12 protein-coding genes and 1 pseudogene are annotated in these 13,218 nt (G+C 71.0%); 8 read left to right on the top strand and 5 right to left on the bottom strand.

Translation table 11 applies throughout. From position 1 onward, the window contains the following. Window positions 1-579: 579 nt before the first annotated feature. Window positions 580-1,449, top strand: a complete 870-nt coding sequence (locus tag ACF1AG_RS22290; protein ID WP_391810277.1) for an alpha/beta fold hydrolase — start codon at window positions 580-582, stop codon at window positions 1,447-1,449. Between the two features lie 476 nt (window positions 1,450-1,925). After that, window positions 1,926-2,318, top strand: a pseudogene (locus ACF1AG_RS22285) (hypothetical protein); the annotation flags it as partial. On the opposite strand, the gene ACF1AG_RS22280 reads toward ACF1AG_RS22285, so the two are convergent. Further along, complete coding sequence (locus tag ACF1AG_RS22280) at window positions 2,298-2,867, bottom strand: hypothetical protein (protein ID WP_391810325.1); 570 nt, start codon at window positions 2,865-2,867, stop codon at window positions 2,298-2,300. The pseudogene ACF1AG_RS22285 and the gene ACF1AG_RS22280 sit on opposite strands and share 21 nt — an antisense overlap. 25 nt (window positions 2,868-2,892) lie before the next feature. On the opposite strand from ACF1AG_RS22280, the gene ACF1AG_RS22275 reads away from it, so the two are divergent. Further along, a complete protein-coding gene (locus ACF1AG_RS22275) occupies window positions 2,893-3,183 on the top strand; it encodes a hypothetical protein (RefSeq protein ID WP_391810324.1) in 291 nt (96 codons plus the stop codon). Between the two features lie 78 nt (window positions 3,184-3,261). Here the strand turns inward: ACF1AG_RS22275 and ACF1AG_RS22270 are convergent, their stop codons facing one another. The 3 genes from ACF1AG_RS22270 to ACF1AG_RS22260 all read right to left on the bottom strand — a co-directional run bounded on the left by ACF1AG_RS22270 (window position 3,262) and on the right by ACF1AG_RS22260 (window position 6,364). Then, the gene (locus ACF1AG_RS22270) at window positions 3,262-4,128 is read right to left on the bottom strand and encodes a universal stress protein (RefSeq protein WP_391810276.1); all 867 of its coding nucleotides are present in this window, start codon (window positions 4,126-4,128) and stop codon (window positions 3,262-3,264) included. A 770-nt stretch (window positions 4,129-4,898) separates the two neighbouring features. After that, window positions 4,899-5,318, bottom strand: coding sequence for an SRPBCC family protein (locus ACF1AG_RS22265; RefSeq protein ID WP_387797910.1), 420 nt, complete (start codon window positions 5,316-5,318; stop codon window positions 4,899-4,901). A gap of 35 nt (window positions 5,319-5,353) precedes the next feature. Further along, window positions 5,354-6,364, bottom strand: coding sequence for an aldo/keto reductase (locus tag ACF1AG_RS22260; RefSeq protein ID WP_391810275.1), 1,011 nt, complete (start codon window positions 6,362-6,364; stop codon window positions 5,354-5,356). Window positions 6,365-6,504: 140 nt separating this feature from the next. Between ACF1AG_RS22260 and ACF1AG_RS22255 the strand changes: the two genes are divergently transcribed. The 4 genes from ACF1AG_RS22255 to ACF1AG_RS22240 all read left to right on the top strand — a co-directional run bounded on the left by ACF1AG_RS22255 (window position 6,505) and on the right by ACF1AG_RS22240 (window position 11,053). Then, entirely contained in the window at window positions 6,505-7,413 is a 909-nt protein-coding gene (locus ACF1AG_RS22255) for a LysR substrate-binding domain-containing protein (RefSeq protein ID WP_359749832.1), read from the top strand. Between the two features lie 118 nt (window positions 7,414-7,531). Continuing rightward, entirely contained in the window at window positions 7,532-9,049 is a 1,518-nt protein-coding gene (locus ACF1AG_RS22250) for a DUF4246 domain-containing protein (RefSeq protein WP_391810274.1), read from the top strand. Between the two features lie 325 nt (window positions 9,050-9,374). Next, window positions 9,375-10,244 carry a GyrI-like domain-containing protein gene (locus ACF1AG_RS22245; RefSeq protein ID WP_391810273.1) on the top strand — a complete coding sequence of 290 codons (870 nt, stop codon included), beginning with the start codon at window positions 9,375-9,377 and terminating at the stop codon, window positions 10,242-10,244. A 215-nt stretch (window positions 10,245-10,459) separates the two neighbouring features. Beyond that, window positions 10,460-11,053, top strand: a complete 594-nt coding sequence (locus ACF1AG_RS22240; RefSeq protein WP_387797902.1) for a dienelactone hydrolase family protein — start codon at window positions 10,460-10,462, stop codon at window positions 11,051-11,053. Between the two features lie 4 nt (window positions 11,054-11,057). Here the strand turns inward: ACF1AG_RS22240 and ACF1AG_RS22235 are convergent, their stop codons facing one another. Then, on the bottom strand, window positions 11,058-12,086 hold the full coding sequence (locus ACF1AG_RS22235; RefSeq protein WP_387797900.1) for an SDR family NAD(P)-dependent oxidoreductase: 1,029 nt from the start codon (window positions 12,084-12,086) through the stop codon (window positions 11,058-11,060). Window positions 12,087-12,172: 86 nt separating this feature from the next. Here ACF1AG_RS22235 and ACF1AG_RS22230 point away from each other — a divergent pair, with 86 nt between their 5' ends. Next, the gene (locus tag ACF1AG_RS22230; protein ID WP_387797898.1) at window positions 12,173-13,114 is read left to right on the top strand and encodes an AraC family transcriptional regulator; all 942 of its coding nucleotides are present in this window, start codon (window positions 12,173-12,175) and stop codon (window positions 13,112-13,114) included. Window positions 13,115-13,218: the final 104 nt, after the last annotated feature.

Genomic DNA, 13,218 nt, shown 5'->3' with positions numbered 1-13,218 from the left:
CGTCCGTGGACGGTGGCCGCGGATCGCCTGGTCCTTGTCTGGCGCACTCATCATTGACGTCACCCTGCGCAGCCGGAAGGGCGCACGGAGTGCTCGTTGAGTGATCAGGGGCGGGCGCAGCGCGCCGTGCACACCGGAGCGAACGGGTCCGCGCCGCGGTCCGTTTCGGCGCGCGCCCGCGCCTCGCCGAGCCTGCACGCACGCGGCCGGACCGTCCGTGGTGCCCCACCGAGGGGGCGCGTGCCGGCGGTGCGGGACGGGAGGTCGACGCCGCCACGACCGTCGACGGAGGAGGGAAGGGCTGAGGGGTCGGGGCCGTGGGCGCCAAGGCCCCTCGGGTCACGTCGAGATCCGCGACGGCGCCGCGGCCTACGAGGCCGCCCGCGTCCCCTGACGCGACGACACCTGCCGCCGGCGGCCGTCGTCCTGGCCAGCGCGTTGCCGAAGGCGATCCGCGCGCTGCGGCAGCGGCGGACGGCTGGGCGAGGGCGCGGGTGAACCGGCGCCGCGCTGCCGGCTGGCGTCGATCGGCACCTGCCGCACCGATGAGTTCTCGCGGCGGGACCGGTCTGCACCGGCATGAAGACTCACACACTTGAGACAGCCGGCGCCGATCTCGTCTACGACGTGCGGGGGCCGCTGCCGGCCGGTGACGGACGGCCGCCGTTGCTGATGGTCGGGCAGCCCATGGACGCCTCCGGCTTCGCCGCGCTCGCGGCACGCTTCCCCGAGCGGACCGTGGTCACCTACGACCCGCGCGGCCTCGGCCGCAGTGTCCGCAAGGACGGGCGGGTCGACCACACACCGCAGACACAGGCCGAGGACGTGCACGCCGTCATCGAGGCACTCGGAGCCGGGCCGGTCGAGGTGTTCGCCAGCAGCGGCGGGGCGGTCACCGCGCTCGCGCTGGTGGAGAGGTATCCCTCGGACGTGACCACGCTGGTCGCGCACGAGCCGCCGCTCATCGCCCTCACCCCGGACGGCCCCGCGGCCGTGCGGGCGCGGGCGGCGGTCCGGGACGCGTACGAGAAGCGGGGATGGGGGGCCGGGATGGCCGCGTTCGTGGCCATGACCTCGTGGCAGGGTGAGTTCACGGACGCGTACTTCGCGCAGCCCGAGGCCGATCCCGCGGCGTTCGGCATGCCCACCGGGGACGACGGCTCCCGTGACGATCCGCTGCTGTCGGACCGGTCATGGGCGGTCAGCGGCTACCGGCCGGACACCGACGCGATCACCGCCGCGCCGACCCGCGTGGTGATCGCGGTGGGTGAGGAGTCCGCCGACCTGCTGACGGCACGCACTTCCGCCGCGATGGCCGAACTGCTCGGGCAGAAGGCGGCCGTCTTCCCGAGCCATCACGGTGGGTTCTGCGACGGGGAGTTCGGCTACCCGGGGAAGCCCGACGAGTTCGCGCATCGTCTGCGGGAGGTGCTCGACGGAGCCTCCTAGGCCGTGGGGCCCCGGCCTCCGAGGCGCGTGTCGACGACTTGATCGCGGCGCGGGAGGTCCGAGGGCGGGGGCAGCTCGGTGATGCGCCTCCCGGCACCGGCTGTCACCCCGCCCGGGCTCCCGCTGCCCGCGGCAGTTGCAGACCGTGCGGGCAGGACTCGGTGTACGAGGCGCCCAGGGCGCCGTGCGCCGTGGTAGGTACAGGTGCGGGCTTCGAGGCCGACCTCGTCGTGCAGGACGCCGGCGCTCCAGCAGCCACTGGCCGCGGACGCACAGCGCGGAGGGCTGTGCAGCGTCGAGGAGGGTGTGCCGGCACGGGCGTTGCCGCAGGCAGAGGCAAGCAGATTTCCTGACCTCGAGGAGTTCGCTACGGAGCGTGACCGGAACGGGACTGGCTGGGCGGTGCCCTCCGGCCGGTGCACTCGTACGGCGCTTGGTCTCGCGCGCCCCTCCCCGGGAGTTCGTAGCCTCGGCTCATGGCGGGAGCCGCATCCGACCACGAGCCGGACGACAGCCGCGGAAAGGGTGACGTCTCGGGGCGGGCCTCGTCCGGCGGCTCGGCGTCCGTGGCTCCTGCGGCCGAGAACGGCGCCGGAGCCATCGAGCTCCCCGCATGGACCAAAGCCCTTGGCTGGTGCGGGGTCGCCGGGCTGATCTACCTGCTGATCTGTGCCGTGAGCATCATCAGCCGCGGCTTCGCGGGGCTGGGCAGCGAGGCGGCGCACACCATGTTCGCCTTCGCCGCGCATCCGTGGGTCGGGCTGAGCGTCGGCGTGCTCGGTACGGTCCTGATCCAGTCGTCGACCACGACGACGGCCATCGCTGTCACCGCCGTAGGGTCGGGCGCGTTACCCATCCAGGGGGCGATCCCCATCATTCTGGGGGCTAACGTCGGCACCACCGTGACGACGAGCCTGGTCGCCCTGACCTTCATCGGCGACCGCACGGAGTTCCGCAGGGCGCTGGGTGCCTCGACCGTCCACGACTTCTACAACTGGCTCGCGCTGCTCATCTTCTTCCCGATCGAACTGATCTGGCATCCGTTGACGCACATCAGCGGGGCGCTGACCGATGCGCTGTACGGCACGGACCGGCTGCCGAACCCGGCCCACTTCAATTTCATCCGGGCGGCCGCCGGGCCGGTGGAACACGCGGTGATCGAGGCCACCGCGCACGTCAGCAGCACCCTCGGTCCGTTGTTCACCATCGTGATCGGTGCCCTGCTGATCCTGGTGGCCGTGCGCTACCTGGGAAAGCTGCTCAAGCTGCTGATGGTCGGCAGGGCCCGCGACATCCTGATCAAGGCCGTCGGCCGTAACGCCTACCTCGCCATGGCCTCCGGCATGGGCGCAACTGTCGTCACCCAGTCCTCGACCAATCACCACGTCCGTACTGGTCCCTTTCGCCGGCTCGGGCATCCTGAGACCGGCGCAGGTGTATCCCGTGGTGGTCGGTTCCAACCTGGGCACCACGTTCACGGTGGTCTTCGCGGCGTTCGCCGGCGTCGGGCAGGATGCGAAGATCGGCCTGCAGGCCGCGTTCGTCCACCTCGTCTACAACTTCTTCGCGATCGTCGTGATCTACGTGATACCGCTGCTACGTCCCGTGCCGCTGTTCTGCGCCGAGACCCTCGCCCGTATCGCCTCCGAACACCGTTGGGTCCTCGCCGTCTACCTCGGCACCTTCTTCATCGCGCTGCCCGCCCTGGTCGTCGTGCTGGTGGGGGTGCGCTGAGTTCCCCTCCGACGGCAGAGTCCTCTCCCGTGCGGACCGGCGCGGCCGGCTCAGGTGGGGCGGGTTCACGGGGCGGGTTCACGGGGTGGGCACGAGGGCGACGGGGGCGTCGGCGAAGTGGAGCGTCGCATGGGCGACGTGCCCGACGTAGCGGCTGACGGGCCTGCTGCGACGGCCGACCACCAGGAGCTGGGCGGAGGCGGCGCGGGCCACCAGGATTTCCGAGGCCGGCCCCGGTTCGGCGTGCTCGATCACCGTGGTTCCGGGATGGCGTCGGCGCCACGGGGCCACAAGTGCGGCCAGGTCCTGACGGTGGGCTTCCTCCAGGCCACCGTGCTCGTCCGAGCGGCGCAGCAGTTCGGGCTCGTAGGTGAACGCGGTGGGCAGGCTCCAGGCGCGCACGGCCCGCAGGGGGGAGCTGCGGGTGGCGGCGGCTTGGAAGGCGAAGTCCAGAACCGCTTCGGCCTCTTCCTCCTGCCGGGGAACACCCACCACGATTTCGCTGTCCTGCGGGCGGCGGTGGACGGTGCCACCGCGGATCATGACGACGGGGCAGACGGCCCGGCTCACAACGCGAAGCCCGACCGATCTGAGAAGGAAACCGGTCACCGGCCCCGGCCGGCGGGAGCCGAGCACGATCATCCGCGCGTCACGGCCGCGTTCGGTGAGCAGCTTCGCCTCCGGCTGTGCCGCGAGGTCGACGCTCACCGGAACGTCGTCGTAGTGTTCACGCACCCACGCCAGGGCGTCGTCGAGCAGCTTCCGGGCCGCGCGGTGTTCGAGGTCGGCGTCACCGGCGGGGAACCGGGAGGTCCCGGCCAGCGGGGTGTAACCGTGCAGCAGCACGAGCGGAGCCTTGCACCGTCGCGCCTCCGCGGCGGCCCAGCCGGCCGCGAGCAGGCTGTCCGACGTGCCGTCGACTCCGGCGACGATAGGTTGGCGCACCGCATCTCCTTGCACAAGGTCGGCAGTGGGTGACGGGGTCGGCTGCGCCCGCTTCACCGGTGTCGACGTCGCTGACTGCACGCCGTCACGGCCGGGGTGTGGGGCCGCCTGATGTGCTGCAACCGGTGGGCCGCGCCCGGGCGGTCACATCTTGTCCGGCAGTTCGTGTCGTCCTGCGAGCCTGGACGACAGGACAGTGCGCGCGCGTGCCGTCGTGGCCTGTCCCACGGGACCGGGAGCCGCCCGGCAAGGCCGCTGCGCCCGCAGGCGCCAGAGCTCGCCCGGCCGGCCCTGCGGCCTGGGCCGTTCGCCCCGGCCGCGTTCAGGTTGCTCTTGCCATGGCCGCTCCAGTCCACGCTGTGAGTTCCCAGCGTCTCCTTGTCGGCACGTCGCTGCAATTCCGGCATGCCCTCCCCCACCGCACGACGGGCGCGGGGAGTCCCCCCTCGGATCGGCGCCCGGACTCCGACGTGGTCGGTGCGGTTCCAGGACCGCACGCCATCAGGCCGTCCGCCGGCCGCCATCACGGCCGTCCGACCGGCCGCCGGCGGTCGCTTCCAGGCGCCGAAGGGCCTCATGACCGGGAGGCCGACGCCGAGCTCCTGGGACAGGGTGCTCCCGCCGGATGCCGGTATGCCGGACGAACGGATCCCGCACGGGGCCGGCCGGTCAGGCACCGCACCCGCGGCCGCCCTTCCGCCTGTTTCGGCGGCGGCTCGGGCAGCAGCGGTTCGATCAGCGGCCACAGTTCGTCGTTCCGCCGGGGCCGGTCAGGCCTGAACGGTCTTCAGGAGCGCGGCCAGACCGTCGGTATAGATGCCGTGGAACAGCTCCTCGGCCTCGGCGTCGCTCACACCGACCGGAGTGAACGAGCCTGACCACTCGACGCGGGAGACGTCCGGACGGCCGGGGACGGCGTGAACCGTCAGGGTGGAGAGGTAGCCGGTCACCGGGAACGGGGCCTGTTCGATGGCATACGAGTAGCTGCGCGCGTCATGGTCGAACGCGTGGAGGCGCTCGACTATGACACCACCGTCCGCGTTGGTCAGGTGACGCACGCGGCCGCCCTCACCGAGCTCGCTCTTGGGGATGTACGGAAGCCAGTCGGGCAGCGAGCCGAAGCCGCCGACGAGCTGCCAGACCTGGTCGGGGCTCTGCGGAATGTCGAGGGAAGCGGTCGTGGAAGCCATGTCGGGCCTCACTTTCACGTTCAAGTCGAAGGGGTTCAGGCGTTGTCCGGGAGCGGTGCAGCAGGGCTGACCAGGCCTTCGGCGCGCAGGTCGGTCCAGAAGGCGGCCGGGATCTCCTCGGCGAGGGCGGCAGTGTCCTCGGCGATGCGGCTGGGGCGGGTGGCGCCGGGGATGACGGCGGCGGAAGCCGGGTGGGCCAGGGAGAACTGCAGGGCGGCGGACTTGATGCCGATGCCGTGCTTCTCGGTGAGTGCCTTGATCCGGCCGACGCGCTCGATGATCTCGGCGGGGGCCTCCTGGTACTCGAAGTGGGTACCGCCGGCGAGGACGCCGGAGCTGTACGGGCCGCCGGCGACCATGTCGACGCCCTGCTCCTGTGCCATCGGGAGCAGGCGCGTGAGGGCGTGCTCGTGGTCGAGGAGGGTGTAGCGGCCCGCGAGGAGGAAGCCGTCCGGCCGGGGCTCGTCGAGTGCGAGGGTCAGTTCGACGGGCTCGGTCTTGTTGACGCCGAGGCCCCAGGCCTTGATGACGCCCTCGTCGCGCAGCCGCGACAGGACGCGGAAGGCGCCGGTGCGGGCCTCCTCGAACTTCTGGATCCACTGGTCGCCGTGGAAGTCCTGGGCGATGTCGTGGACCCAGACGATGTCCAGACGGTCGGTGCCGAGGCGCTGAAGACTCTGCTCGATGGAGCGCTCGGTGGCGTCAGCGGTCCACTCGTGAAGCAGCTTGTTCGGGTTTCCGTGCTCGAAGAGGCCGCCCTTCTCGCCGAAGTCGGGGGCGGCGGTCTCGTGCTCGTCGAGGATGACGCGACCGACCTTGGTGGACAGGACGTAGGAGTCGCGGGGCTTGGTGGACAGCACCTCGCCCAGGCGCTCCTCGGCCAGCCCGGAGCCGTAGAACGGAGCGGTGTCGAAGTAACGGATGCCGTGGTCCCAGGCCGCTTCGACGGTGGCTCGGGCCTCGTCGTCGGGGATCGCGCGAAACATGTTGCCGAGGGGTGCGGTGCCGAAACCGAGACGGCCGGGGAGGAGGGTCCTGATACCCATGAAGCATTCCTTGCGTTGCGTTGTGTGCGGATTGCGGGAGTTTCTCCCGCTCCGCGCCTCTTGACCCTTCCGAGATTATGATCGCCATGCAAGACTGTCCAGGACTTGCTTTGACACACTTGAGTCTCCTGAGGTCTTACATGCTTGACCTGCGACAACTTCGCTATTTCGTGGCCGTGGCAGAGGAGGAGCACGTCGGCCGGGCCGCCGAGCGGCTGCACATCTCACAGTCACCGCTGAGCCGGCAGATCGCGCAACTGGAGAAGAACCTGGGCCTGACGCTGTTCGAGCGCAGCCAGCAGCGCATCCGGCTCACCTCCGACGGCCGCGTCTTCCTCACCGAGGCGACGGCTCTGCTGCGGCACGCCGCCCGCCTGGAGAACCTCGGCCGCCGCCTCGGCCGCGGCGAGGAAGGCGGCCTGTGCGTCGGCTACGTCAGCGACGCCATGCACACCGGCCTGCTGCCCAAGGCGCTGCGCACCCTCAACGAGGAACGCCCCGGCATCCACGTCGCCCTCTACGACTTGACCGCGCACGAGCAGTTCGAGGGCCTGCGCCAGCGCAGCCTCGACATCGCCCTGGTTCCGGAGGCCCCGCCCGAGGACGATCCGGATCTGCGCAGCACGCTCCTCCTGGAGGACCCGCTGCTCCTGGCCGTCCCCCGTTCCCATCCGCTGGCGACCGCGGACGAGGTGAGGCCCGAGGACCTCGACGGCCAGCCGTGGATCGCCGTGGAGGACGGGCGCGAGCACGTCTGGCGCGACGACTTCGTCGCGGCCTGCGCCGGCGCGGGGTTCACCCCGGACATCCGCTACGAGGCGCCCGAACCGCTCACCGCAGTGGGCCTGGTGGCGTCCGGGCTCGGTGTGGCGCTCGTCCAGCAGAGCATGCTGCCCGGACGCACGGCCGGAATCACCGTGCGCGAACTCTCCTGGTTCCAGCGGTCCGTCCGGCTGTGGGCCACCTGGCACCGCATCGACCTGCGGCCGATCGTCACGTCGTTCCGTACGACAGTTCTGGCCACCGCGGCCCAGGATCCCGACGACTGAGCGGAACCGAAGGGAAGTTCGCACCGGGGGCCTCAACGCGGACGTGGCCCCGCCGGCCGCTGTCAGTCCCCTGCCGTAGTGTTCCCGGCGCTCGTACCGACTGGGAGGGTCAAGAGACTTGACTGGGCTGACCGCTTTTCCGTTGCCGTTCGTGGCAAGCCAGTTCTCCATGTTCGCCACGCCTCGGACACTGCGGGAGATCGAGATGATGCAGTGCAGCGCGCAACTGCGGGCGAAACCACGGTGGTTCGAGAAGATGCGTGATGCCGGCATCGTCGCGCGGTGGGCCGGGGAGGCGGCCTCGCAAGGGCTGACCGAGGCACAGGTGCGGTACGTGCTCGACGAGCTCGCGCACTACGCGGCGCTGCGGGACGAGCGGACCGGGGCCGAGGTGTCGGCCGTGGACGGGGTGTGGCAGTCCGACACGCTCGTCGACGACTGCCTTCGGGCGAGGCTGCGGGACGCGGTGCGGGTGTTGGAGGAGGTTCCCGAGGAGGAGCGGGACTGGCATCCCGGGTCCGACGGCCAGGTCCTCGACCTCGTGCATCCTTCGTTGTTCTGTCTCGTGCGGGGTGTGAGCGGAGCGCCCGAGCGTGCCTGGGAGAACCCGACGAACCACTATTCGCGACACGAGTTCTCGGAGAAGTTCCAGTGGCTGCCCACGGATGTCGACGTGGACGCCGACGGCCGGGCGAGCTTCCGGTCGTACGTGAACAACGTGCACCCCGAGGAGCACCGTGACCTCGCCGCCGTGCTGCCGGAACTGTTCGCCCGCATGCTGCCGCTGTGGGAGAACGTTCTCACCGATCTGCGTCACCCGCGTCCGCCGCGTATATCCGTCGATCCCTACAGCTGGTACGAGTCCGACGAGTACGACGTCCCGGAGCCGGAGGAGGACGACTTCGAGAACGAGGAAGCGTACGGCAAGGCCTACGAGGCGTGGGAGGAGGCGGAGGAGAAGTGGTACGACAACCGTCGGCCCGTCCTTCCCGACGCTCCGGTGTTCGCCCCGCCCCAGGTGCCTGAGGGTACCGACCGGGTGAGCCTGCGCGGGCGCAGGCTGCAGGTGATCGTCAAGCTCGCCACCATCCATCTCACCCCGGACAAGCCCGAGTACGCGGGCGGGTCCTGGCACGTCGAGGGCATGCTCAACGAGCGGATCGTCTCGACCGGGCTCTACTACTGGCACAGCGAGAACATCACGGAGAGCCGGCTCGGTTTCCGGACCGCACTCGACGATCCCGAGTACGCGCAGAACGACGACAACGGCATGCGGGAGATGTACGGCCTGGAGAACGAGGGCGCCCTCAACCAGACGCTCGGGTCGGCGGCCACCCCGGAGGGGCGCTGTCTCGCCTTCCCGAACGTCCTGCAGCACCGGGTCAGCCCGTTCCGCCTCCGGGACCCCGCCCGGCCGGGGCATCGCAAGATCGTCGCGTTCTTCCTCGTCGACCCGTCCCACACGATCGTCTCCACGTCCGACGTGCCGCCGCAGCAGCCGTGGGCCGGGACGTCGACCATGACGCCGGAGCAGGCCAAGGCCTACCGCGAGGAGCTGATGAAGGAACGGAAGTTCTTCGTCGACGAGCACAACGAGCAGATGTACGAGCGGGAGTTCTCGCTCTGCGAGCACTGAGCCGCTGCCGCGGTGCCCGGCAGGCAGGCGCAAGCCGCCCTGGCGGGCACCGGCCGTCCGCCAGTCCCCCATGCCGGCGTGGACCAGCTGAAGTGAATCACTGACCAGGGGGTTTGCATGTCGGTGACGGCGCCGGGGGAAGCGGTGGTGGACCATGCACCGGAGGAGGCCCGGGCGCCGGCTCGGGTCGAGCTTCCGCCCCGCGGCCTCTGGTGGACGTGACGCGGGAACGTCCCGGGCCCGGTCGTGCGTGATCGGATCGGTTCGCTGCGGTCGGGCCAGGTCAGGGGCACCGCTGCCAGGGTTGACGGTGAAAGGAGGCCTCATGATCTCGGCACTCAACCAGCTCGTCGATCTCGTCGAGGAGCACCTGACAGAGGAGCTCGACCTCGACGGGCTGGCCGCAGGGCTCGGCACGACCGAGTACCACCTGCGCCGGATGTTCTCGTCGCTGGCCGGCATGCCGCTGTCGGAGTACGTGCGGAGGCGGCGGATGACCGTCGCCGCCGGTGACGTCGTCCGGGGCGAGGAGGACCTGCTGGAGATCGCCGTCCGGCACGGGTACGGCTCGCGGGAGGCGTTCGGGCGTGCGTTCCGGGCGGTTCACGGTGCCGGTCCCGCGGAGGTTCGCCGCGACGGAGGCCCCTTGCGTACACAACCGCAGCTCAGGTTCCGCCTGACCGTCGAAGGGAGTACCCCCATGGACACCCGCCTTGTCGACCGCCCCGCGTTCCGCCTGGTCGGACACTCCACCCGGGTTCCGCTCATCCACCACGGGATCAACCCGCACATCCAGCAGCACATCGCCGCCGTCCCGCCGGAGGAGCACCGGCGCCTGAAGGCTCTCAGCGACTCCGAGCCGGCCGGTCTTCTCCAGGTCACCGACGACGCCGACCCGGACGGGCGGGAGGGCACCGAGCTGACGTACCTGCACGGGGTCGCCGTCGGCGGTGGCGCGCCGGTGCCTGACGGGCTGGACGTCATCGAGGTGCCGGCCGGCATGTGGGCGGTGTTCCGTACCAGCGGGCCGCACCCCGAGGCGCTGCAGACGGCCTGGGCGGCGACCGCGACCGAGTGGTTCCCGTCCAACCCGTGGCGGCTGCGGCCGGGGCCCTCGATCGTCGCGATCCTCGAGCGGGCCGACGACTTCAGCACCGCGACCTGCGAGCTGTGGATGCCCGTCGAGTCCGCCTGACACCCCCGCACCCGGCCCGGCGGGGGGCCGATCCTCCGTGTCACGGCAGCCACCCCGGCAGCCGTGCACCGAGTCGGTGCAGCTTTCGCGATGGTTGTCGCGTCCGGTCCGCGGCAACCTCGCGAAAGCGGCCACTGTTCGATTCCTATTCGAATAGCCTGGAGGCTCACATCACCGTTGGGCTCGGCAATGGCTCACAGACGAGGGGTCGCGGCATGGCAGAGGTCGTCTTGTTCCACCACGTACAGGGTCTTACCTCCGGAGTGGTCGCCTTCGCCGACGAACTCCGCGCTGCGGGCCACACCGTCCACACGCCCGACCTGTTCGAGGGGCGCACCTTCGACTCGCTCGAAGACGGGATGGCGTACGTGCGGCAGGTCGGGTTCGGGGAGGTCGGCGCGCGTGGCGTGCGTGCGGCCGAGGAGCTTCCCCGCGAGGTCGTCCACGCCGGCTTCTCGCTCGGGGTGGGACCCGCGCAGGAGCTGGCGCAGACGCGGGGCGGTGCGCGGGGCGCCTTGCTGATGCACGCCTGCCTGCCGGTGTCCGAGTTCGGTGCGGCCTGGCCGGCGGGTGTGCCGGTGCAGGTGCACGCGATGGAGGACGATCCCTTCTTCGCGGAGGACGCCGAGGCCGCCCGCGCGCTGGCCGCCGAGGCCTCCGACGCCGAGCTGTTCCTGTACCCCGGGGACCGGCATCTGTTCGCGGACTCCTCGCTGCCCTCCTACGATCCGGACGGCGCGAAGCTTCTGACCAGGCGGGCGGTCGAGTTCCTCAGCTCGCTCGACGGCGGCGCCAGCGATCCGCGCTGAGCCGTCAGGGCGTACCGAGGGTGTTGGTCGTGTACTCCCGGAGTGTCTTGGTCGTGTACTCCCAGAGGCGGTCCGCCGCTTCCGGGTCGACGGCGTGGGCGGCGACGCCACCCGTCGGGTTCTCCTCGTCCGTGACGGTCGGCGCTTCCTGGTTGTCCTCGAAATAGCGGCCCGTCACCCCCTCCAGGAGTGGCGAGGCGGCCAGCAGGACGGACGTGGCCGCTCCCTGCGCAGGCGTCTTGTAGTACGGCAGCGGTGCCACGTTGCCCTCGTCGTCCATCACGCCGAACGCGCGCATCGTGTCGTCGTCCAGGTGCCGCTGCAGGTTGGTGAGGATGTAACCGGGGTTGAGCGCGTTCGCCGTGATGCCGTCGGCGGCCCAGCGGCGGGCTCCGACCGCGAGGAGGACGCCGGCGGACTTCGACTGCCCGTACGCGGCCCAGGAGTCGTACGGACGTCGCTCGAAGTGCGGGTCGTCGAAGTCGAATGGTGCGCTCAGGTGGGCGCCCGAGCTGACGACCACGATGCGCGCGGAGTCCGCCTGGCGCAGATTCGGGTACAGCCCGGTGGCCAGGGCGAAGTGCCCCAGGTGGTTGGTGGCGAGCTGCATCTCCCAGCCTTGCGAGGTGAGGGTGCGCTCGGGCAGAGCCATGATCCCGGCGTTGGCGACGAGGATGTCGAGCGGGCCGCGCCACCCGCGCACGAAGGCGTCGACCGAGGTGAGGTCGGAGAGGTCGAGGGGCGCGGTGTGCACGGGACCGGCGCCGTCGACGGCGGCCACTTCGCGCAGGAGTGGTGCGGCGGCTTCGGGTCGGCGTGTGGCGATGGTGACCTCGGCGCCGGCCTCGGCCAGGGCCCGTACGGTCTCGGCTCCGAGGCCCGAGGCTCCGCCGGTGACCACGGCGCGGCGGCCGGTGAGGTCCACGCCCTCGATCACCTCGCCTGCGTCGGTGCGGGCGGTGAAGGGGGTGGCCAGAAGGGGATGCCCGAGGGTGTTACGCGGTTCACGGGGGCCCGGTGTGTTCGTCGTCATGCTTCGAAGGTACGGCGGGCCGACTGGACGGGCTATCTTTGAGCGTCCCGCATCCTTTAGCCATCGTCCGATCCAGGGAGGTCGTCATGGATCCGCTGGAGGACGTGCTGACCCTGCTGGAGACGCGCAGCCATCTGTCCACGAGCCTGGTGGCGGGCGGGAGCTGGGCGCTGCGGTTCGAAGCGCCGCAGGGGGTGAAGTTCAACGCTGTTCGGCGCGGGTCCTGCCTGCTGGAGGTCGACGGGGTGGACGGGCCGATCCCGCTGGCGGAGGGCGACTGCTACCTCCTCGCGCGTCCGAGGCCGTTCGTCCTGCGCAGCGGTCCCACGGCCACACCGGTCGACGCCGGACCCGTGTTCGCCCGGGCCGAGGGCGGCATCGCGCGGGCGGGACGGGGTGACGAGGTGTTCCTCGTCGGCGGGCGGTTCTCCTTCGGCGCCCGCGCCCAGGAGCTGCTGCTGGACCGGCTGCCCCCGGTCGTTCACGTCCCGGCCGGCAGCCCGCACGCGGAGACGGTGCGCTCGGCGCTCGACCTGATCGACCAGGAGCTGACCCGCGGGGAGCCGGCCGCCTCCCTGGTTGCCGAGCACCTCGCCGTCGTCATGCTGGTCCATGTGCTGCGGCTGCAGCTCACGCGTGATCCGCACACGGCGTCGGGGTGGCTGGCCGGACTGTCGGACCCGGTGGTCGCCGCCGCGCTGTCCGCACTGCACCGGGATCCTTCGCGGCCCTGGACCGTCGCGGAGCTGGCGGCGGAGGCCGCGGTGTCCCGCTCCACACTGGCCGCCCGCTTCAAGTCAGCCGTCGGGCAAGGTCCGTCGGAGTACCTCACCCACTGGCGTATCGAGCTGGCGGCGCGGCAGTTGCGCGAGGAGAGCGCGACGCTCGCCGTCGTCGCCCGGTCAGTGGGGTACGGGTCCGAGAGCGCCCTCAGTGTCGCCTTCAAGCGCGTCATGGGCGTATCTCCCGGCGACTACCGGCGGCGTGCCGCACGGCAGGCATCGCCGTCGGCGGCGCAACCGTCCTGAGCCTGGCCGGCAAAAAGCGCCCGATCGTTCCCGACGGGCCGTTTGCTCTTTCCTGCTCGAAGCGGCGACTCTTCGAGCATCTATTGACATGCCTGCGTCGCTCC

This window comes from Streptomyces sp. NPDC014764 (assembly GCF_043082785.1).
Taxonomy (GTDB): domain Bacteria; phylum Actinomycetota; class Actinomycetes; order Streptomycetales; family Streptomycetaceae; genus Streptomyces; species Streptomyces althioticus.
Note: the sequence above shows the minus strand (reverse complement) of the source record. Positions and strands in the feature narration are given on the sequence as shown.

Coding starts and splice junctions, on each gene's coding strand:
- ACF1AG_RS22290 (WP_391810277.1), top strand. CDS start 580: ATGAAGACTCACACACTTGAGACAGCCGGCGCCGATCTCGTCTACGAC.
- ACF1AG_RS22280 (WP_391810325.1), bottom strand. CDS start 2,867: ATGCCCGAGCCGGCGAAAGGGACCAGTACGGACGTGGTGATTGGTCGA.
- ACF1AG_RS22265 (WP_387797910.1), bottom strand. CDS start 5,318: ATGGCTTCCACGACCGCTTCCCTCGACATTCCGCAGAGCCCCGACCAG.
- ACF1AG_RS22260 (WP_391810275.1), bottom strand. CDS start 6,364: ATGGGTATCAGGACCCTCCTCCCCGGCCGTCTCGGTTTCGGCACCGCA.
- ACF1AG_RS22255 (WP_359749832.1), top strand. CDS start 6,505: ATGCTTGACCTGCGACAACTTCGCTATTTCGTGGCCGTGGCAGAGGAG.
- ACF1AG_RS22245 (WP_391810273.1), top strand. CDS start 9,375: ATGATCTCGGCACTCAACCAGCTCGTCGATCTCGTCGAGGAGCACCTG.
- ACF1AG_RS22240 (WP_387797902.1), top strand. CDS start 10,460: ATGGCAGAGGTCGTCTTGTTCCACCACGTACAGGGTCTTACCTCCGGA.
- ACF1AG_RS22235 (WP_387797900.1), bottom strand. CDS start 12,086: ATGACGACGAACACACCGGGCCCCCGTGAACCGCGTAACACCCTCGGG.
- ACF1AG_RS22230 (WP_387797898.1), top strand. CDS start 12,173: ATGGATCCGCTGGAGGACGTGCTGACCCTGCTGGAGACGCGCAGCCAT.